General features: G+C 35.6%; 24 protein-coding genes. 5 read left to right on the forward strand and 19 right to left on the reverse strand.

Going from position 1 to position 20,007, the window contains the following annotated elements; translation table 11 throughout:
• Positions 1 to 42 precede the first annotated feature (42 nt).
• Together ACY651_RS15765 and ACY651_RS15770 are read right to left on the reverse strand one after the other, a co-directional pair.
• Positions 43 to 690, reverse strand: a complete 648-nt coding sequence (locus tag ACY651_RS15765) for a hypothetical protein (RefSeq protein WP_462254456.1) — start codon at positions 688 to 690, stop codon at positions 43 to 45.
• Positions 691 to 694: 4 nt separating this feature from the next.
• On the reverse strand, positions 695 to 1,204 hold the full coding sequence (locus tag ACY651_RS15770) for a sigma-70 family RNA polymerase sigma factor (RefSeq protein ID WP_462254457.1): 510 nt from the start codon (positions 1,202 to 1,204) through the stop codon (positions 695 to 697).
• Positions 1,205 to 1,332: 128 nt separating this feature from the next.
• Here ACY651_RS15770 and rimO point away from each other — a divergent pair, with 128 nt between their 5' ends.
• From rimO to bshC, 3 genes are read left to right on the forward strand one after another with little or no spacing between them, the layout of a single operon-like run.
• Positions 1,333 to 2,640, forward strand: coding sequence for a 30S ribosomal protein S12 methylthiotransferase RimO (gene rimO, locus ACY651_RS15775; RefSeq protein ID WP_462254458.1), 1,308 nt, complete (start codon positions 1,333 to 1,335; stop codon positions 2,638 to 2,640).
• Positions 2,641 to 2,674: 34 nt separating this feature from the next.
• Positions 2,675 to 3,094 carry a retroviral-like aspartic protease family protein gene (locus ACY651_RS15780; RefSeq protein WP_462254459.1) on the forward strand — a complete coding sequence of 140 codons (420 nt, stop codon included), beginning with the start codon at positions 2,675 to 2,677 and terminating at the stop codon, positions 3,092 to 3,094.
• A gap of 5 nt (positions 3,095 to 3,099) precedes the next feature.
• A complete protein-coding gene (bshC, locus tag ACY651_RS15785; protein ID WP_462254460.1) occupies positions 3,100 to 4,698 on the forward strand; it encodes a bacillithiol biosynthesis cysteine-adding enzyme BshC in 1,599 nt (532 codons plus the stop codon).
• A gap of 11 nt (positions 4,699 to 4,709) precedes the next feature.
• On the opposite strand, the gene ACY651_RS15790 is transcribed toward bshC, so the two are convergent.
• The 10 genes from ACY651_RS15790 to ACY651_RS15835 all read right to left on the reverse strand — a co-directional run bounded on the left by ACY651_RS15790 (position 4,710) and on the right by ACY651_RS15835 (position 11,461).
• Positions 4,710 to 5,834: a hypothetical protein gene (locus ACY651_RS15790; RefSeq protein ID WP_462254461.1), complete on the reverse strand. Its 1,125-nt coding sequence runs from the start codon at positions 5,832 to 5,834 to the stop codon at positions 4,710 to 4,712.
• An 18-nt stretch (positions 5,835 to 5,852) separates the two neighbouring features.
• Complete coding sequence (locus tag ACY651_RS15795) at positions 5,853 to 6,584, reverse strand: NRDE family protein (RefSeq protein WP_462254462.1); 732 nt, start codon at positions 6,582 to 6,584, stop codon at positions 5,853 to 5,855.
• Positions 6,585 to 6,595: 11 nt separating this feature from the next.
• Positions 6,596 to 7,210: a hypothetical protein gene (locus ACY651_RS15800; protein ID WP_462254463.1), complete on the reverse strand. Its 615-nt coding sequence runs from the start codon at positions 7,208 to 7,210 to the stop codon at positions 6,596 to 6,598.
• Positions 7,211 to 7,215: 5 nt separating this feature from the next.
• Entirely contained in the window at positions 7,216 to 7,710 is a 495-nt protein-coding gene (locus ACY651_RS15805; RefSeq protein ID WP_462254464.1) for a hypothetical protein, read from the reverse strand.
• An 8-nt stretch (positions 7,711 to 7,718) separates the two neighbouring features.
• Positions 7,719 to 8,168 carry a DM13 domain-containing protein gene (locus tag ACY651_RS15810; RefSeq protein ID WP_462254465.1) on the reverse strand — a complete coding sequence of 150 codons (450 nt, stop codon included), beginning with the start codon at positions 8,166 to 8,168 and terminating at the stop codon, positions 7,719 to 7,721.
• 11 nt (positions 8,169 to 8,179) lie between these two features.
• The gene (locus tag ACY651_RS15815; protein ID WP_462254466.1) at positions 8,180 to 9,103 is read right to left on the reverse strand and encodes a hypothetical protein; all 924 of its coding nucleotides are present in this window, start codon (positions 9,101 to 9,103) and stop codon (positions 8,180 to 8,182) included.
• On the reverse strand, positions 9,100 to 9,510 hold the full coding sequence (locus ACY651_RS15820; protein WP_462254467.1) for a DoxX family protein: 411 nt from the start codon (positions 9,508 to 9,510) through the stop codon (positions 9,100 to 9,102). Before ACY651_RS15820 ends, ACY651_RS15815 begins: the two co-directional genes overlap by 4 nt.
• 80 nt (positions 9,511 to 9,590) lie before the next feature.
• Positions 9,591 to 10,052, reverse strand: a complete 462-nt coding sequence (locus tag ACY651_RS15825) for a YHS domain-containing (seleno)protein (RefSeq protein ID WP_462254468.1) — start codon at positions 10,050 to 10,052, stop codon at positions 9,591 to 9,593.
• 24 nt (positions 10,053 to 10,076) lie between these two features.
• Positions 10,077 to 10,511 (reverse strand): YHS domain-containing (seleno)protein, encoded by a 435-nt coding sequence (locus tag ACY651_RS15830; RefSeq protein WP_462254469.1) that lies wholly within the window; start codon positions 10,509 to 10,511, stop codon positions 10,077 to 10,079.
• A gap of 104 nt (positions 10,512 to 10,615) precedes the next feature.
• Complete coding sequence (locus ACY651_RS15835) at positions 10,616 to 11,461, reverse strand: helix-turn-helix domain-containing protein (protein ID WP_462254470.1); 846 nt, start codon at positions 11,459 to 11,461, stop codon at positions 10,616 to 10,618.
• Positions 11,462 to 11,588: 127 nt separating this feature from the next.
• On the opposite strand from ACY651_RS15835, the gene msrA reads away from it, so the two are divergent.
• Entirely contained in the window at positions 11,589 to 12,227 is a 639-nt protein-coding gene (gene msrA / locus ACY651_RS15840) for a peptide-methionine (S)-S-oxide reductase MsrA (RefSeq protein ID WP_462254471.1), read from the forward strand.
• 7 nt (positions 12,228 to 12,234) lie between these two features.
• Positions 12,235 to 12,999 carry a DUF1223 domain-containing protein gene (locus ACY651_RS15845; protein WP_462254472.1) on the forward strand — a complete coding sequence of 255 codons (765 nt, stop codon included), beginning with the start codon at positions 12,235 to 12,237 and terminating at the stop codon, positions 12,997 to 12,999.
• A gap of 4 nt (positions 13,000 to 13,003) precedes the next feature.
• Here ACY651_RS15845 and ACY651_RS15850 read toward each other — a convergent pair whose 3' ends face one another.
• The 7 genes from ACY651_RS15850 to ACY651_RS15880 form a co-directional block, all read right to left on the reverse strand.
• Positions 13,004 to 14,791 carry a chloride channel protein gene (locus tag ACY651_RS15850; RefSeq protein ID WP_462254473.1) on the reverse strand — a complete coding sequence of 596 codons (1,788 nt, stop codon included), beginning with the start codon at positions 14,789 to 14,791 and terminating at the stop codon, positions 13,004 to 13,006.
• Positions 14,792 to 15,034: 243 nt separating this feature from the next.
• Positions 15,035 to 15,637 (reverse strand): hypothetical protein, encoded by a 603-nt coding sequence (locus tag ACY651_RS15855; protein ID WP_462254474.1) that lies wholly within the window; start codon positions 15,635 to 15,637, stop codon positions 15,035 to 15,037.
• Positions 15,638 to 15,965: 328 nt separating this feature from the next.
• Positions 15,966 to 16,268: a type II toxin-antitoxin system RelE/ParE family toxin gene (locus tag ACY651_RS15860; protein WP_462254475.1), complete on the reverse strand. Its 303-nt coding sequence runs from the start codon at positions 16,266 to 16,268 to the stop codon at positions 15,966 to 15,968.
• Positions 16,265 to 16,507, reverse strand: a complete 243-nt coding sequence (locus tag ACY651_RS15865) for a type II toxin-antitoxin system ParD family antitoxin (RefSeq protein WP_462254476.1) — start codon at positions 16,505 to 16,507, stop codon at positions 16,265 to 16,267. Before ACY651_RS15865 ends, ACY651_RS15860 begins: the two co-directional genes overlap by 4 nt.
• Positions 16,508 to 16,786: 279 nt before the next feature.
• Positions 16,787 to 17,542, reverse strand: a complete 756-nt coding sequence (locus ACY651_RS15870; RefSeq protein WP_462254477.1) for a hypothetical protein — start codon at positions 17,540 to 17,542, stop codon at positions 16,787 to 16,789.
• Between the two features lie 211 nt (positions 17,543 to 17,753).
• Entirely contained in the window at positions 17,754 to 18,272 is a 519-nt protein-coding gene (purE, locus tag ACY651_RS15875; RefSeq protein WP_462218864.1) for a 5-(carboxyamino)imidazole ribonucleotide mutase, read from the reverse strand.
• Positions 18,273 to 18,537: 265 nt separating this feature from the next.
• Positions 18,538 to 19,863, reverse strand: a complete 1,326-nt coding sequence (locus ACY651_RS15880; RefSeq protein WP_462254478.1) for a TolC family protein — start codon at positions 19,861 to 19,863, stop codon at positions 18,538 to 18,540.
• Between the last annotated feature and the right edge of the window lie 144 nt (positions 19,864 to 20,007).

A 20,007-nucleotide genomic window follows, 5' to 3' on the forward strand; every position in this document is an offset into this window, starting at 1 on the left:
ATAAATGCCTGATAATCTGTTGGTTTTAAAGAAATGAATTTTTTAAGAGGCTTTTTTAAATTCTTCTATCTCGTTAAGAAATTTTTGTGCTTGCATTACCGGTCTATGCTCAGGGTCGTTCTTTACCAGGAATTTTACCCAGTTTTTATGCATGTTAAGTGGAGTAAGATTTTTGAAAAGCCAGATAGTTAGTAAAGTAAAAGCCAGCGTAATGGGCACTGCAATAAGCCAGAATTTAATGCCCGAAGATTCAATCATTTGTGTACTCCAGAACCAGGTAGTGTAAAAGGGCATTTGCAAAACTATAAACCTGTTGTTAAAAGTAGATGCCTGTAATTTGGCCAGTTTTTTTTGTGTGTAGGTGATGCTTTGGCTGTAATCTAAGTTTTTGATGAGCGCAATATGATTTATATAAATAGCAATAGCTGCAACAGTAATGAGCATAATCATACCAACAGAAACAGTAAAATAAATATTTTGTAATTGGTTGCCATAAATAAGCATACCTAAAAATAAAGACCATACTATACCCAATATAACTGCCACCAGTTTTAATCTTGCCAAACCATTAAGTTTTGACTGTGCTTTTTGTTTTTGTAAAGACTCCAGTATGAAAAGATTTAATTTCATGGTTCGGTCTAACTTTTCATCTTGTGCTTTCCAGAGGTTTCTTAATGTAATGTCTTCCATGGTCTTAATTATTTAGTGTTAAAAATTTTTGTTTCAGTTTATCTTTTACCCTGCTGATACGGGTTGCCACATTGGTTTCTGTTATACCTAATATTTCAGCTATTTCACTGTAAGCTTTTTCTTCCAGGTAAAGTATCATCAATGCCTTATCCAGTTCTTTTAATTCATTTAAAAATTGTTGCAGGGTATAGATGTTTTTTTCCAGATCAGCGGTATCCTCTTTACTGTCTTCAATTTCTGTATCCGGTTCTGCCAGTTTAATAATGGCTTCGCCTGTTTTTGTTTTGCGGTAAAAAGTTATTGCCACATTCAACGCTACCCGGTACATCCATGTTGAAAATTTAACAGCCCCGTTAAAATGATTGAATGATTTCCATAACTGGTAAGTAATTTCCTGGGCCAGGTCATCCCGGTCGTACTGGTTTTTGCAATAAGAATTACAGATCTTATATATAATGAGTTTGTGCTCATCTATCCGCTTTATAAATTCCTCTTTGTTGTTTTGCATGTTCATCAATCCTAAGTAACAGTATTTTCTTCATTATTCGCAGCAGAGCTTAAAAATCACAGTTTAACTGCAATTATTTTAAAAACAGCTTTAAAAACTGCACTGGTAAAGGCTTAACTTTGCCGCCAATAATTATGAAGACAAAAACATTAAAGAGAGATAAAGTAAACATCATAACCCTTGGGTGCAGTAAAAATATGGTGGATAGCGAAGTGCTGAGTGGCCAGTTACTGGCTAACGATATTGATACTGTGCATGAAAATGCAAAGAAAGACCACAACATTGTAATAATAAATACCTGTGGTTTTATTGAAAAAGCAAAAGAAGAAAGTATTAATACTATTTTGGAGCAGGTGCATTTAAAAAAGAAAGGCAAGCTGGATAAAGTTTATGTTACAGGTTGTTTAAGCGAACGCTATAAAAATAATTTAGAAGAAGAAATACCTGAGGTGGATGCTTATTTTGGTACGATGGAATTGCAGGGCATGCTGAAACAATTTAATGCCGATTATAAAACAGATTTAATGGGCGAACGCCTGTTATACACACCACAGCATTATGCATACATGAAGATAAGTGAGGGCTGCAACCGTACCTGTTCGTTTTGTGCCATACCATTAATGCGTGGGCAGCATGTTAGCAGAACAATTGAATCTTTAGTGGATGAAGCCAAACGTTTAGTTGACCGTGGTGTAAAAGAAGTTATGCTTATAGCGCAGGAATTAACTTATTATGGTTTGGATATTTATAAAAAAAGAGAACTGCCTAAATTATTGCATGCACTGGCAGATGTAAAAGGGTTGGAATGGATACGTTTGCACTATGCCTATCCATCAAAATTTCCTATAGAAATAATTGATGCTGTAAAAGAGAGAGAAAATATTTGTAACTACATTGATATGCCTTTGCAGCATGCAGCTAACAATATGCTGAAAGCAATGAAGCGGCAAATTACCAGAGAAGAAATGGAAGATTTAGTAGGTGCAATAAGAAATAAAATTCCGGATATTTGTTTACGCACCACTTTAATTGCCGGCTTCCCCGGCGAAACAAGGGATGATGTGGAAGAGTTGAAAATGTTTTTACAAAAAATGCGTTTCGACCGTGTAGGAATTTTTACTTACAGCCACGAAGAAGGCACCAGCGCACATGATTTAGTTGATGATGTACCTGGAGAAGAAAAAGAAGAAAGGGCGCAGGAAATTATGGAAGTACAGCAGGAAATAAGTTTAGAAAAAAACCAGGAAAAAGTAGGTAAAACTTTTAAAGTACTGATAGATAAAAAAGAAGCCGGACGTTATTTGGGCCGTACAGAATTTGACAGTGTAGAAGTAGATAATGAAGTGATTATTGAAAGCAAAAAGAAATTGATCATCGGCGATTTTGTGAATGTAAAAATAACAAAGGCTTACGATTATGATATTGAAGGGGAGGTGGTTTAAATTGTTATATTTGTAGAACCTAAATACATTTTTTATGGGACTGGTTTATGCTGAAATTGAATTAATAAATGCTGGCTATATTGAACTGGCCAGAAGGCATTACATTGGTCAGGAAGAAATAAAGCAAATGAAATTAACAATGCTTGTGGATAGTGGAGCTTACATGATGGCAATTAATGAAACTATTCAGTCGCAATTGGAATTGCCATTTGTAGAGAAACGAAAAGTACAGGTAGCAGATAGCCGTGTTGTTGAATATGATGTGGTGGGGCCTGTAAATGTAAAATTTGCCAATAGAAAAGCTACATGTAATGCGTTTGTTTTACCCGGCGACAGAGAACCTTTGCTGGGTGCCATACCAATGGAAGAAATGGATGTTTTAATTCATCCGCTGCGGCAGGAGCTAATTGTAAATCCTGAACACCCTAATTATGCAGTTTTAAAAATGAAGTGATACAAATGGATAGCACTGCTCAAATTATTTCTTACACCAGCACCGGATTTTTTTCAAAAATTGTATTAGACTACATTTCCGGCAATGTTCAATTAAAACCTTTTTATCAGCATGCAGTTTCTATTGATGGAATTAAAGCCGCCATTGAAGAAAGAAAAAAATATCCCACTAATAGACAAGTATTAGTAGAAGTTTTGCAAAAGCAATATGCTGAAACTGTTCTTACTGCAAAACAAGCATTAAACCTGCAGCAATTAAGTAATCAAAATTGCTTTACCATTACCACAGCACATCAACCCAATATTTTTACCGGCCATCTATATTTTATTTATAAAATTTTGCACACTGTAAAATTGGCCGAAGAATGTAAAAAGGAATTGCCGGAAAACGATTTTGTGCCTGTGTATTATATGGGCAGCGAAGATGCCGACCTGGACGAACTGGGCCATGTTTTTATTAATGGCGAAAAACACCAATGGCAAACCAAACAAACCGGTGCCGTTGGCCGAATGACAGTGGATATGGCTTTAGTAAAATTAATTGATAACATTGCAGGGCAAGTTTTAATTTATCCATTTGGCGCAAGTATTATTGATGTAATAAAAGATTGTTATAAAGAAGGTGTAACTATTGATCAGGCAACTTTTAAATTAGTAAATCAATTATTTAAAGAGTATGGGGTACTGATTATTCTACCCGATAATGCAGCATTAAAAAGATTATTTATACCAGTTGTAGAAAAAGAATTGACAGCAACATTTTCTCATGCAGAGGTTGCTGTAACAGTTGCTGCATTTCCAGCAGCATATAAAGTGCAGGCAAACGGAAGAGAACTGAATTTATTTTATTTAACAGATACTAGCAGAGAAAGAATTGAAGTACTGGACGAACAATACAAAGTAAACGCAACTGCTATTTCATTTACAAAGCAGCAAATAATTGCAGAACTTCATAATTATCCCGAACGTTTTAGCGCTAACGTAATTCTCCGCCCTGTTTTTCAGGAATTGATTTTGCCCAACATCGCATTTATTGGCGGCGGTGGCGAAATTGCTTACTGGCTGGAGTTAAAAAAAGTATTTGAGGCTGTTGGCGTGCCGTACCCGGTTTTAGTGTTACGCAATTCCTTTTTAGTAATAGAAAAAACCCACCAGGCACTTCTTGATAAATTAAATTTTACCGCTGCCGATCTTTTTAAAACCGAACAGCAGTTAATGAATGAATTGGTAAAAAGAGAAAGCGGCTTGCAGTTAAGTTTGAAAAATGAAATGCAAACACTGGAAGTTTTTTACACCACATTGCAAAATACTGCAGCAGCAATAGATAACAGTTTGCAAAAACATACGGCGGCCCTGCAAACCCAGGCCCTTAAAAAAATAACAGCCTTAGAAAAGAAAATGCTTAAAGCAGAAAAGAAAAAATTTGAAACTCAGCAACGTCAGTTGCACAAATTAAAAACTGTTTTATTCCCCAATAATAATTTACAGGAGCGTATTGAAAACTTCATTCCTTTTTATGCCCAACGGGGCGATGATTTTATAAAAATGCTTTACGAAAATTCGTTAGCCTTGGAACATGAGTTTGTTATTGTAAAAGAACTGTAAATATCCCCGGTTCAGATTTTTACTTTTAGTCTATGTTTTTTTTGTGCAGCATTGGTTGCCCTGAAGGCTTTTAGACTCATATACGGCACTCCTTTTTTTCGATTTGCTTTTGCAGCATCGTACATCATTTGATAATGCTGCGTAATTACTGATTGCGCTTTAAAATAAGAAAATCCTGGTTGGTATATGTGCGCTGGTTCTGCACCGGAGCCATTCAATTCTAAAATGGAAAAATATTTTCCTGCTTTTAAATCTTCTATACTGTTACATTTAATATCGAACCTGCCGAAATAGAATCCATCTATTTGTTTGCTGACAGTATTAAAAACAGTATTTAATTTATTATCAATAATATTACAGTAATCTAAAAACATTGCACCTCTTACATGATTGCCAAATGGTACCAGTATTTCAATTTTTCCTTCAGGTAAAATTTTAGAGAGATCTATGGTTTTTAATTTTTCTAATTGCTCCAGTTGTAAAAAAGCCCGGCTATTTTTTTGTATCAGTTCATATAAAGTTGAGATGCCATCGCCTGTAACTTTTAAATATTCTTTTCGGGTTACGGAACTTACAATACCACTTGGTGCATCAGGATGACGGTAATAAAAAACACTTAATTCTATAGGGTAATCAACATACTCCTGTAATAAAACATCAACTGGATATTTTGATAAATAATTTTGTGCTGCAGTAATATTTTTTAAAATTTCCACACACCAGCCTCTTTCGCCCCTGTCTGGTTTGGCCACTACAGGAAATTTCAGGCCTGCATCATACATTTTTGAAATAAGGGTATTGATATTTTCCTGCTCTCTTATAATTATTGTAACAGGATAATATTGCTGCGGAATCAATTTAAAAATTTCCCACTTACTTTCAAATATCATACCTCCGTTTTCTATGGATGGATTAGCGGCAGAAAAAAAGCAAAATGATTTAGCTCGTATGCAGAGATAAATAAAATACATACTTGCAGGAAGGTACACCACCCACATGGGCCAGTATTCCCAACTGCTCCACTTGATATATTTAATTCTCCACCACTTTTTTATATCCGGGTTTTTTATATCAGTAAATTTTTTATTCATTTTTTTGCTTTCGAACAATCCAGGTATTGCTACACCATCTTTCATTTTAAATAGAATTGTTGTTTACAAAACGCAACTTTGCTCCTTATCTGATAAGGTAATAGTTGCACAGTAATTTGAATCAAAAGTGAAATCCAGATACTGTAAGGTTGTGGTTTTATTTTTCAGCAGTTCTATAAAAGTGTAACTCAATGTTTTAATTGCTGCTGATCGGTTTATTAAAAAACCATTATTGGTATCATTATTGCTTTTAAAGAAATTAAGTAATGATGTGTTTGTTACAACCGGTGCTGTTGCTATCCATTTTTTAAATAATACGGAACGGATATTTTTTACATCATCATTATAAAGTGTTGCTGACGACCAGATGTGAGGTTGATTATTGGATAAATTAAAGCGGTGTTTTTGTTCTCCATCCCATACCAGTTCAAATAGTTTTTCATCTGTCCAAACTATTAAAGTAAAAGGCTCAATATTTTCCAGCTTCATTAAATTCCACTCCACAACAGGCATACTGTCTGCAAGCAATTCTTTTACAATTGTACCCCTGCTTTTAGCGTACCTCTTTTTTTTGATGTGATTAGTAAATCCTCCATTTAATAAAATAATTACGTTGCCAAATTCATTGGCACCCACCCAGGTGCCACCACCTAAAGGGTCTGTTGGCGCAATGTAATTACCGTTAATTGTGGTAAACAGAGATGGCGGCAATGCCCGATGTCTTCCGGGATTTTCATCTCTTAGAGAAGCAAAATAATAATTGCCCTTGCCTGGTATAAATGCTACTGTACACATGTGTTTTGTTTTTAAAAACCAATTCGTGTGCCGATATATAAAGAAACAGCTTGTGCTTTACTTTGCTGAACAGTTATATTAGTTGTCCAGTAAGAACCATCAATGTAAATAGTTTGTAAGAATGAAGAGCTGGTTTTATATCCTAATCTTAAACCGCTTTTTACAAATACACCCGGCATTCTTTTTACACTTTGTTCAACAATATTGTTATTGAGGTTTACATTTAATCTCGGCTCTCCAATATTTACATAACCTGCACCTGTGTACACGGATGAAAAAAGGCGGCTTATTTTACTGAATGAAAAGTTTTTACCAAAATTAAAACCAGCTAAAAAAATAGAACTGTTTGTTTTTTGAAAAAGATAGGTTGAGTTATCATCTTGGTATCGCTGGCTGTATTTTACTGCATTAAAATCCAGCACAAACTGAGCGAATAATGAATGGTTAATCTTATACTCAACGCCAGAATTAAGTGCAAGCGATGTTTGATAAGCATTACTAAAATTATTTACAGGTACCAATAATCCTGCAGATGTGGTAAAATAAAAATGAGTGCTATCCTGTGCATGAGCAGTAAAAATTATTGAAATAAATATAAAGCCTGTAATGAGTGTTTTTTTGTGCATTACAGTTAGGCTTTAATTTTATTTTGTAAAGATTGATATTTGATAGTTGCAGGTGCCATCCCAAAATAATCATCGGTTATATCTAATGCCATTTCACGCAGCGCAACTTTTATCAATGCAAGATGATGAACAGCATGCTCTGCGTTATATACAATTTCTCTGTAAAAACTGGTGTATACTAATTCCTGCAAATCAGATTCAGTAGCCAGTTTCATTCGCTTATCCGGCTGCATAATATGGCCGCTTAGCGCATCAATTTCTTTACGTGCAATCTTTAAGTCATTTTCAAGAGATAGATTTCTTGTCCTGTTCACATAATCTATTGTTGCAGTATCATAACCATCCAAAACACATTTAAGCAGTTCTATAACATGCCTGGTATGCCCACCAATACTTGCATTGCCGAGGTAAGCAATTTTTTGATTGTACTGTTGGTTGTTTAGCAGTTGCAAAAGATTACTCAATGATTGCAGTTGTTCTTTTAGTTGAAGAAAAATCATACGTAATGTTATTTAAGTAATGCTGATCCGAATAAATGATTGTAAGCCACGCAATGAATGGAAATGTATTTGTACTCCTTAAAGTCGGGCATTCCCGTAACGCTGTACACCTGGTTACCTGCTGTTGATTTTAAAATTCCCAGGTCGAGATACGTTATTGGCATAGCTTCTTTGGAAATATATACATGCAATGCAGGGCCGTTATTGGTATTAAAATCAGCCAGTTTAACCTGATACATAGTTCCTGTTTTATAAACTTCCGCTTTACCGGTAACAGTACCGAACGGTCCGGAAGTGAAATCACCACTGTATTGTAAAGCAGTCATAGCAGTAGAATCCATTCCTTTAGTAGTATCAATCATTTCGTTTAATACTGTTGTAGGTGCCAACTGCCCTTCTTTTTTACAGGCAGTAATAAATAATGTAACAACGCATAAAAAAATAATAGTGTAACGCATAGTATTGAGATTTAAAAATTAAAAACTATTTCGGGTGACACTACAAATTTTCTCGTCAATCCATCGGGACGTATATCCCGTACCACAAAAGGCACTCCACCAGATAAGCCAAGAGAAAATTTATTGTTCAATCTATAATGTAAAGCTGCAGTGCCATTAAGTGTAAGCCCTTCGGAGCCATTTAACGCAATAGGTTTGTTGCTTATATTGCCGTTAACGTAAGTGTCTTTTCCTAAATGATAAATACTTAACAAGCCAATACTTAAATCAATTTTATCTTTTCCAATTAAAGTGTACGCAGCTCTTAATAATATATCTCCCTTTCTGTTAAAAGTATTAGTAGGCGAATATTTATTTGCTGCGGCAGTGTTCCAGTATGCTGGCAAAAAAGTATTGCGGTTTGTGCCGCTTAATGGTTGTTGAACAGCCGTTGCGAATAACCATTTTTTATTGGTAAGTGATATACCTGCTAACAGATCAACAGTACCCAAACTGCTTTGGTATTGCATGGGTAATGGTTTATTTCCGGTGCGTATATCACCATTGTTAAGCGGTAATTTTGCGCCAAGTAAAAATGATGGTTGCCAATTATTTTTTTTATTAAGGAAATAAGTAGCTGAAAGAAACATGTCACCTAAACCTGTTGCCCTGCCTAAATTACCATCAGCGTAATTGCCTGTTAGCTTGCCCTGTATTGCCCAGTTTTTATTTAACCTGTTGTCATATTGAATGCCGGGAGTAAACACAAATACATTTTCATCTCCAATGCCGCTGCTTAAAATTAGTGTTAGCTTTTGCTTTTTTATTGCAGCATCTGTTGCTTTGTGATTTATATTGCCAATAGTGCAAAAGCCGGCATCACTGCAACCTTGTGCGTTTACTTTAGTAAAAAATATTACCAAGGCGAGCATAATCATCATCACTTTAATATTCATACAGTAAATTGTTTTTTGAAAAATTTATTGAATAAATTAATGCCCTGCTGTTTATGCAGTAATAAAAGCATGCCGCAGCATACCAATACTATAATAGCCAGCATAAATAACTGGCCGCCATCACCCTTTGATTCGATACCAATAACTGTTAAGTGAGATGCTATAGCGCCGGCCATTAAACCAACACCCAGCATTGCACCGATAAATACAGTGGAGGGTATTAAAAGTAAAATGCCAGCAACAAGTTCAATTACTCCTGTGCCAATTCTTCCCCATGGTTCGGCACCTAATTTTGTAAATAATTCTACTGATTCAGGATGGCCGGTGAATTTGAAATATAAAGTTTGCAGGAGAATAACAGCTGCGGTAATCCGCAAAAGCAAGGAGAAAATAATTTTTAATTTCATATTGTTTTAGGTTTTATTTATTAACAGCGTATCCTATCTACATAATTTTTCTGTAGCCGGATTTCTGTTGGGCTTTTATTTTAGTGAAATAACAGCATCCAGTTTTTATCAGCTTTAGCTTTTAAACTGGCCTCGTCTTTATTCCATTTGTTAAGCGTATTATTTGTCCAGCTATGATAAAAGAGGAACAATTTGCCCTCCACTATTTTAAATGTTTCAGGATCAACTTCTACTTTATCATTAGTGGCACCCATTGCATAAGCACACCAGCCGCCATACTGCGGTTCGTATTTTTTGTAATCTTTTAAAAACAAATCTTTATTAGCAGCGCTGGATAAATAATAAATAACACCTTCTGCAGAAACAGAAAATTGTTTATTACCCTTTACTGCTTTATTCTGAGCGAAGTAAGCCACAGGATCGTAGCCTTGTATAGCCACACCTTTTTCAAGATTAAAATCTTTTATTCGCAGTGCCGATTGAGCGTTGATGATACCAATGCTTAAAGCGATACAAAATACTGATGCAATTATTTTTTTCATTTGTATTTTTATTTGTGATTATTTTTATTGATTTAATACAGGCCAGTTGTTATCGGCAGCTTTTATTTTGGCGGTTGTATCTTTCAACCACATTTCTTTTACCTTGGGATTGTAGTTTAAATACAGTTTGTTATCAACAATTGTCCAGGCCTGTGGGTCGGTAGGTGCTTTGTGATTTTCGCTCAGGCCATAAGCACAGTAACCACCGTACTGCGGTGCATATTTTTGTGGTGCCAGTTTAAAACTGTCTAAGTTTGCCTGCGAAATAAATTTCCATTTACTGCCACTCCACGCTGTTGAAAAATTCTCATTGCCTTCCAGCGCTTCATGTTGTAAAAAATAGGCAACAGGGTCGTAGCCCTTAATGGCAATGCCTTCTTTACTGCAATACTTTGTTTGCTGTGCATAAATACCCGTTGTAAATAAAAATGCAAACAGGCTTATTAGTAATAACTTCATATTGATTTTTTATACTGTTATTGTAACAGTACAAAAATGCCATCAATTACGATGGCATACAATAGCGATAGTTCCCGAAGAATTGTAGATTTTTCCCGTACTATTTATTTAACCAGCCTTTTTATGGCTGATGGATTTTGTGACGTACAGTTTTTGAAAAATTTACTGAAGTTGGCCACATCATCAAAACCCAGGTAATCTGCAATTTCCTTCACTGATTTATCGGTGTAATAAAATAATCTTTTTGCTTCTGCAATTATCCTTTCCTGGATAATTTGCAGCGGTGTTTTTTTGCCGTACAGCGAAAAAATATTGGAAATTGTTTTGGGAGATTTATTCAGCAACCCTGCATAAAATTGCACCTGCCTTTCTTTACGGTAATGTAATTCTACCAGCAGGTTATATTGCCGGAGTATATTAAATTTTTCTTCTGCCACTTCTTCTGTGCCCAGGTATTGTTTTTTAGCCAGCCGGGTAAGTTTTATAATAAACCGTACCAGCAGCATGCGGAGCATTTCTTCTTTGATATCTTCTTCTGAAACAAACTCTTCCTCAAACAGATCCAGCAGGCGGTGCATTTTGTCCGATGCTCCTGCATCTAATTGTAAAAACATAACAGGGCAGGGGCCATAAAATAAAAAACCTACACAGCCAACTTGTGCGTCGTGATTTACAATGCAGTAAAATTCTCTGTTAAACTGCCATGCAGTAATGTCTTCGGGCCTTTCAAATGTAAAAGACTGGCTCATCATGATAGGTAAAATGCAATCTGCGCCAAATTCGTACTCTACTTCATCAATAGTTACCCGCTGGCTTTTACCCATGTTCCAAACAATGGAATAATATTTATACGCTGTTTCTTTTTGATGATAGTAACGTTCAAATTGCGGCTCTTCCTTTAAGAGGATCAATTTACTGGCGGCCTTGTTATTGCTGTAAACATATTTCATAGAAAGAAGCAGTTTTTTTAATGACAGCCTATTTACGTAGGGTGAAAAGAAAAAGTTTTTTTCTGTTTTTTAACAGCAATAGTAAATCTTTACGGCAAACAATACTGTATATCAGTAAAATTACACAATGAAAAATATATTTTTAATAATTGTGCTGGCAATACTCTCTTCCTGTGCACAGTCTCAAAGTAAAAACTTGAAAATTACGGCCGGAAAAAAAATAAAAATGGCAAACGAGGCTGTGGCAACATTTGGCGAAGGTTGTTTTTGGCATGCCGAAATTGTCTTTCAAAGTTTAGTGGGGGTAAGGGATGCTGTTTCGGGTTATGCAGGCGGCAGTGTTGCTAACCCCGATTATGAAAGCGTTTGTACAGGCAGCACCGGTCATGCAGAAGTAGTTCAGGTGTATTACGACAGTACAAAAATTTCGTACCAAACTTTAGTAAAAGCATTTTTTGCCAGCCAGGATCCTACCGAATTAAATATGCAGGGTAACGATATGGGAACCCAATACCGCACGGTAGCATTTTATAAAAACGAAAGCGAAAAGCAAATTATAAATGCTGAAATAAAACGGTTAACTGATTCCAAAAAATACAGCAAGAAAATTGTAACGCAGGTAATGCCTTTAAAGAATTTTTATCCTGCTGAAGACTATCACCAGGAGTATATATTGCACCACCCCGAAAATGGGTATGTACAAAATGTTTCGATACCGGATTTTATGAAATTTAAAAAAGAATTTAAAGGTAATTTTAAAAACTAAAAAAATCATGAAACTTAAAATAGCAGCTACAGCAGCACTCGTTATTTGTGGGGTGTTGATTTTAAGTTTTAAAAAAAATAAAACTGCAGCAACTGATACTTTATTTGAGCCCTTTGCTGTAGTAGAACTTTTTACATCGCAGGGTTGCTCCAGTTGTCCGCCTGCCGATGAATTGCTTGGGGGGACTATTGCTGATGCAAAAAAATCGGGCAAAAAAATATTTGCCTTATCATTTCATGTAGATTACTGGAACCGTTTAGGTTGGAAAGATCCGTTCAGCAGCAGTAACTTTTCTCAACGGCAAAAAGATTATGTAACGGCATTAAATCTTGATGGGGCATACACACCGCAAATGGTGGTAAATGGCAGCAGTCAGTTCGTGGGTTCAGATAACAGCTCGTTAATCCAATCATTAACAAAAGCATTAAATACAAAAGCCGCAGTAAATTTTACAACGTTAACTGCAACTTACAGTAACGATAAAAAAATAACACTTCAATATGCAGTAGAAGGAAATTTTGCAGTCAGTAAAATAAATGTGGCATTAATTTCTCTTACCGAAACTACAGTGGTAAAGCGTGGCGAAAATGGCGGCCATACTTTAAAAAATGAAAATGTGGTGCGCCAGTGGATAAATAAAGATGCTGCTGCAACCGGCGAAATAGTATTTGAAAATACGTCTGACCTGCAAAAAGAAAATACATCCATCATTGCTTTTGTACAGCAACAAAAAGATTTAAAAATTACCGGGGCTGCAATGGTAAAAAATTAAAAAATTATTCAGCATCATACAAATCTCCCTGCATAGCTAAAATTTCCCTGTATTTATTAAACAGTTTTGTTTTAGAAATAAAACCAATAAATTTCCTTTCATTATCCAGCACGGGCAGGTACCAGCTTTGTGTAATATCAAATTTTTCCATCACGGCATGCATATCCATGTGTTGCAGTAAAACCGCAGCAGGTTTTTTCATCACAGATTTTATGGTAACTTTTTCAAACTGATCAGGCTCAAATAATTTTTGTTTAATATCGTTCAGTTCAATAATGCCGGCAAACTTTTCATTTTTATCCGTAACAGCAAAAATGTTTTTATCGCTGCGTTTAATAATTTCCACCAGTTGTTTTAATTTTTTATCAATGCTTATACTTTCGTAAGTATCCTGCAGCATTTCATCTAAACTAATGGAGGTAAGAATATTTTTTTCTTTTTTCTGCGTAAAAATTTGCCCTTCCAGTGCCAGCTTTTTTGTCTCCATCGAAAATGGTTCGTACATCTTTACAATAAAAAAAGAAATGGAAGAAACGATCATCAGCGGAATAAATAATTCGTAACCGCTGGTAATTTCTGCAATTAAAAATATAGCCGTAAGCGGACAATACATTACACCACTCAGCACACCTGCCATGCCCACCAAACTAAAATTACCTTCCGGTATTTTTATCCATGGCGTATTGTTTAATAGTTTACTAAAAAAGAAACCGAGGTAAGCACCACTAAATAACGAAGGTGCAAAGTTGCCGCCATTACCACCGCTGCCAATGGTAATACCGGCAGCAATAGGTTTTAATAAAAATATTAATGCAGTAAAAACAATTATGCCCCAGTTATTACCCAGCTTTGCCAGCAGCGTAGTATTATCCGTAAACGAATTGTAATTACCACTGGCAACTAGCTTAACACTGTTGTATCCTTCGCCAAATAATGGCGGCAATATAAAATAAATACCCAGTAATAATAATCCACCCACCACAGCTTTTGCATAGTCATTCATTTTCCATTGGTGCATTCTTTTTTCAGTTGCTTTAAACATACGGGCATAGTATAAAGATACAAAACCCGCCAGCACACCCAGCAAAATATAATACGGCACATTCTTATAATCAAAAACTTCTTTTAATGCAAAGTTGAATAAAGAACTTTCGTTTAAAATTATTTTAGAACACAACACACCGGCAACCGAAGAAATAATTAATGGAATAAAATAACTCACTACCGTTTCGGCCAGTAAAACTTCTATTGCAAAAATTACTCCTGCAATGGGGGCATTAAAAACTGCAGCAATGCCGGCAGCAGCGCCACAGGCAATCAGTAAAGTTCTTTCCTGGTAATTTAAATCGCTTATGCGGCTGAGGTTGGAGCCCACTGCCGAACCCGTTGCAACAATCGGTGCCTCTAACCCAACGGAGCCGCCCAGCCCAACAGTTATGGAGCTGGTTATCACATGCAGGTAAGTATGTTTAAGCGGAATAAAAGATCCTCTTCTGGCAATGGCTTTTAAAACCATAGCAATACCCCTTTCAATTTGCCCGCCAAAAAAATACCGGATAATAAAAACAGTAATCAATAAACCAACTGCAGGAAATAATAAATAAGCAAAACGGTTTACAGGAATTTTTTCAATAGCATGTTGTATAAAATGCACCAGCGATTTTAAGAGCACTGCAATTAACCCCGATGTAAAACCCACCAATGTGGCAATAACCATTACAAATTGCACCCTGCTAAGCCGGGTACGCAAAAAATTAATTACTGCAGAATAAAGTAGTTTAATGGTTTTCAATAATTACCGGTTTTATGCTCAGCTGTTTTACTGCACAAAGATAGCAAACCGTAGTTGTAGTTTTTGTTCGCTATTTAGGGTTTAGGGAGTGCATTTCGAATTATCGCTAAAGCAACAAATCAGGCAGTAAATTTTAACGCTGAGAAAATGAGAAAAAAAGTTGTTGCAGAGGTTCTCTGCGTAAACTCTGCCATCTCATTTTCTCAGCGTTGAAAAAAATATTGCAACAATTTGAAATACACTTTATTTAGGACAATCTAATTTTGCAGCGTATTTGCTGTAGTTATCAAAACAATCAATTCTTATGGCGGTGTTGCCATTAACAGTTACCCAGCTAAGTTTTAAAAAGGCAATATCTTTTTTAGGCAATTTTAACTGGTAATAATAATAGCCCGAAATATTTTTTGCATCACAGCTTTTAATAAGTGTTGCAGTAAAAGGTTTTTTACCAAACACACTGTCCAGATTATATTTAGGCTGCAGCTCACTGCTTAGCGGCGAGCTTACAATGCTGAACGAACCATAACCCATGCGTGGGCCTTTAAGCATAATGCTCCATTTTACGGGTTGCCCGGCTTGCATAAAACTTTTGCCTTTAATCATTATTTCTGTTGTGCCCATGCGGAAAAAATTAATGCTGGTATCATCGCTCATTTCTATTCTGTCGGCTTTCCATTTTACCGGAAATTTTTTCGGTTGCCCCACTGCCCAGTCGCCAACATTTTCATAACCGGTACTGTCGGTCAGCAGTTTTTTTATAAGATCGTACAATTCTGTTTTGGGGCTTTGTGCAGTTGCAGTAAAGGCGCAGCATACTATTGCAATGTTGAGGAGTAATTTTTTCATACGTTTAAAATTAAATTATATTTCTAAGAAGTGCAAGCAGGGAAATGCAGAATTTTAAAAATGCATTTTTTTTGAACCGAGCTTAAGAATTTCTATTGGGCTTCGGTGGCGTCGCACTCTTGTACAGAAAATCTTTATTGGGCTTTTATTATGTAGTAGATTAAAGAGAAAAGTTTGTGGAAACACAAGGCTTAGCAATAACTGATTGTACTTTGCTTCGTTAGTGTTTTGTACGCAGTTGGTTAAAAACCAAACTGCGGCGAAGAATTAAGTGTAATACGACCATGGCGAAAAATGCAGACGGAGGCGAACACTAAGGGGAAGTTTGTTAATCATTAAGTCGATTCCCAATATCCATTCGCTCATGCAAGATTCTAATTACTTCGATAGTATCATTTACAATTCTATAAAAAATAAAATGAGATTTAACTTTTGATGCCCGATAACCCTTTCTAATATGCTCCATTGATTTTCCAGAATTGCTGTTCCTGCAGATGTAATTAATTTCATCAAATATTAAATTGTAATAACGATCGGCCTGGTCTAAGGACCATTTTTCTACTGTGTAAAGCCAGATTTCTTCCAGATCAGCAACTGCTTTTTTGCTAATAACAAATGGTAGTGGCTTCATAAATATTTGCTGTGCAGCTTCTTTAAATTCGCTTTTGAATCAAAGTTCTTTTCCATTCCGCTTTTCTCTCCCTGCGAAAGCGCCTTGTTAAGATCTTTAATCTTCATTTCTTCCGTTTCTAAAAGCCTTAAAGCAGTCCTTATCACTTCACTTGCTGAATTGTATTTTCCGGATGATATTTTACTGGAAATAAATTCTTCAAAGTGTTCGCCCAGTAAGATGGAAGTATTGCGTGCCATAAAATTTATTTTTATAAAAGTACCAATTATTGGTATTAATCCCAAAAAATATCAAATAAGTATGATGTACAATCCAAATGAACCCCTTGGGGATTTTGTACCTAGTTGGTTAAAAAACAAACTGCGGCGAAGATTGTAGGGGAATACCGACGATTGCGAAGAAGTGGGCTTCGGGCTGCGTTGTTGGTATGCTTGGCACATTGCTTACGCTGCATACCATCAACGGCTAAAACGGCTAAAAGCAGCAAAATAATTAGGAAATTCTCGATTTTATTAAAATTAAGAAAAGGTCCGAAATGCAATAACATATTTCTTATATTTAGTTTCTAGTTCTGCACTTTCCTTCCAATCAAGTTTTGTCTTGCTGCGTTTCAATTCTTTATTTAGATTTGATAATTTTGATTTTTTTCCATTAATGAAAACAATTGGTTTAGTTTCAAGATATGCACTCGATGACCCTGTAGCAAAAATAATCCATTTGTCAAAGTGAAAATAAACGTTCTCATTTCCTGATTTTAATTGCTCTAATTTTCTATTTCTTTTCTCTGAATTAATAGCTTGTTCCAATGCTAGTTTAATCATATGGTATCCGTGAGTATTCTCTTTTGAAGGAATATGTGCCATTGATGACGAAGACTCTGAACTTTCATTTTTTGCCATTAATAGAATCTGAACATCATAATTCCACGATACATTTTGTTTAAATGTATCTATTTCTTTTTGAAGTTGAAAGCTACTAATTCCCCACCCATTCCTTTTATATCCTGTTTTTACAATATCAATCTGAATATATTGTTTTTCTATTACAAGCTTATAAGGAACAACAATTTTAAAATATCCATTTTCATCAGATATGGTAGTTATTCCAAGTGTATCATTGAATATAATAGCTGATGGAATAATTTCGAAAGTTTCTTTGTCGGCAATAATTCCTTCTACTACAAAGACTTTTTCAAGTACTTTCATTTGTCCTTTCAGAAGGTGTGGTAAAAGTCCTAAACTTAATAAAATTATTTTTAGAAAAACTGAGTTCATAACAAATTTTTTAAAATATTAGTTTCACATCTCGCTAAATGTTAGAGTCTGCGATTTGTTGCTGCCAAGGCATAAATATACGAAAGTTACCTCCTTCCAAAACTTTGCAGTTATTTAAATTTACTGCATTCAAATCTTCACATAAAAAAATATATAAAAAACGAAAGTCTTCTCAATTCATAATCTCTATCTATTTCAACCCAAACATCCCCTACCTGTCAAACTCATTTCTAAAGCCCATATTCTTTACATTCTTCACACTTTCTTTTACAATATCATCCTGGTATTCTTTGTAGGCTTCTAATTTTCCGGCAATGCTGGTATCATGCAGGGCTAAAATTTGTGCGGCTAAAATGCCGGCATTTTTTGCACCATTTAATGCTACGGTAGCTACCGGTACGCCGTAAGGCATTTGCAAAATAGATAAAACCGAATCCCACCCATCTATACTGTTGCTGGATTTTACAGGCACACCAATTACAGGTAAAATAGTATTGGCCGCAACCATGCCCGGCAAATGTGCAGCGCCACCGGCACCTGCAATTATTACTTTTATGCCACGCTCTTTGGCTTTGCTGGCGTACTCCCGTAAACGCTCCGGCGTACGGTGTGCAGATACAATGGTGAGTTCAGGTTCTACTTCAAACTGGCGCAGCATTTCGGCTGCGCCTTTCATAATATCCAGGTCGCTTTCGCTGCCCATAATAATGCCCACTAAAGGATTGCTCATTGGTGTATTTGTTTAAGGTTATTTTTCGCAAGATAATTATTGTGCAAAAAAATATTTTATTGCAGCAATTTAAGTAAATCTTTTAATTCACTGTCACTAATATGTGTTTGCGGAGTAAAAAATAATCCTTGCCCAGGTTCGTGTCTCACGAATCAAACTGTTGTGCAATGCAAAAAGGTTCGTGAGACACGAACCTCGGCGGAGAGGGTTTATTTAAATTAAATCTCTGCGAAAACTTCTTTCCTCATTTTCTCAGCGCTGAAATCTATTTCACCAGGTCACCTTTCAACCGCATCAATTCTATCTCTGCAAGTTTGGTGTTGTAACGGGCAAGCAGTAAACGGTTATAACCGTCTTCTAAACTTTTTTGTGTTTCTCTTAATTCTAAATAAGTGGAGATGCCGAGACGGTAACGCTCCAGCGAAATCATTACATTTTCTTTGGCGAGTAAAATATTTTCTTCTTCCAATGCCAATGCCTGCTTTTGTAATTCGTAATCTTTAAAAGCATTGGTTATGCCTAATTCAATTTGCGATTTTTGATTTTGATAGGAGAGTTTAAGATAATCAATATCTAATTGCGTTTGCTGTATCAACCGTTTGGTATTAAAGCCATTTAAAACAGGAATGGTTACGCCAATGCCATAATTAAATCCATTGTTGCGGTTGAACAAAGGCGTAAAAGGATTTACAACTGCTTTGTTATCTGTTTTAGAATAGTTGTAAGCAGAGTTAAATGACACTATTGGAAAACGATCAGCTTTTCTTTCTTTTAAAGTAAGATAATTAATATCAATATTTTTTTTGGTGACCAGCAATTGCGGATTATTTGTTTCCGCAGCCATCATTACATCGGGCAGTAAAATATTGTTGTTAATAAGAATAGTGTCGGTTACATCGTAAGGTGTATTTAATGCCACATTCATTAACTGGTTCAATTGTTCTTTATATTGTACTACTAAAGTTTGCTCTTTTAAACGGGCCGCTTTTTGTGCATTCAAATCTAACTTTGCCTGCAGCAATTCCGGCTTGGCACCAAGGCCCACACTTAATTTTTTATCGGCCTGCTTTACCCGCTCTTCGTTAATGCTCATCTGCTCTTCTACTGCTTTTATCTGTTGCTTTTGATGTACAATGTTGTAATAACTTTTTAAAACACCGGCAACCGTTATTACCATTTGGTTTTTAATATTCAGTTCGCCCAGTTTTACAAACTCATTTAATTTGTCACGGGTAGCAAACATTTTAAAGCCATCAAACAATGTCCAGTTTAATTGCACTGCGCCTGCTAAATTATTGGAGCGTATCCCCTTTCTTTCTCTTGTTGTGCCGTCGGAAAATTTTTGTAACTGATCATTATTATTATATATCAATCCTGTATTTGCATTTACACGGGGTAAAAATGCTGCCCTTGCATAAGATTTATCTAATGCATAAGCAGCAGAATCATTTCTTAATAATTGTATGTCGTAATTATTTTTAAGTGCGGTAGCTACGGCATCTTCGGCAGTTAATATATTTTGTGCAGAAACATTTTGTGGTGCTGCAAATACAAAACTAAAAACTACTGCGGTAAAAAAAAACTTCTTCATCAAAACAACATATTTTAAACTGATAAACTGGTTGGTTCCAAATCGTCGAGCTCACTTCTTTTCTTTTTACTGGAAAGAAAAGCATACATGGCAGGTATAACCAATAAAGTAAGAATTAAAGAGAACATAATACCACCTACAATA

Source organism: Ferruginibacter sp. (genome assembly GCF_031391665.1).
Taxonomy (GTDB): domain Bacteria; phylum Bacteroidota; class Bacteroidia; order Chitinophagales; family Chitinophagaceae; genus Ferruginibacter.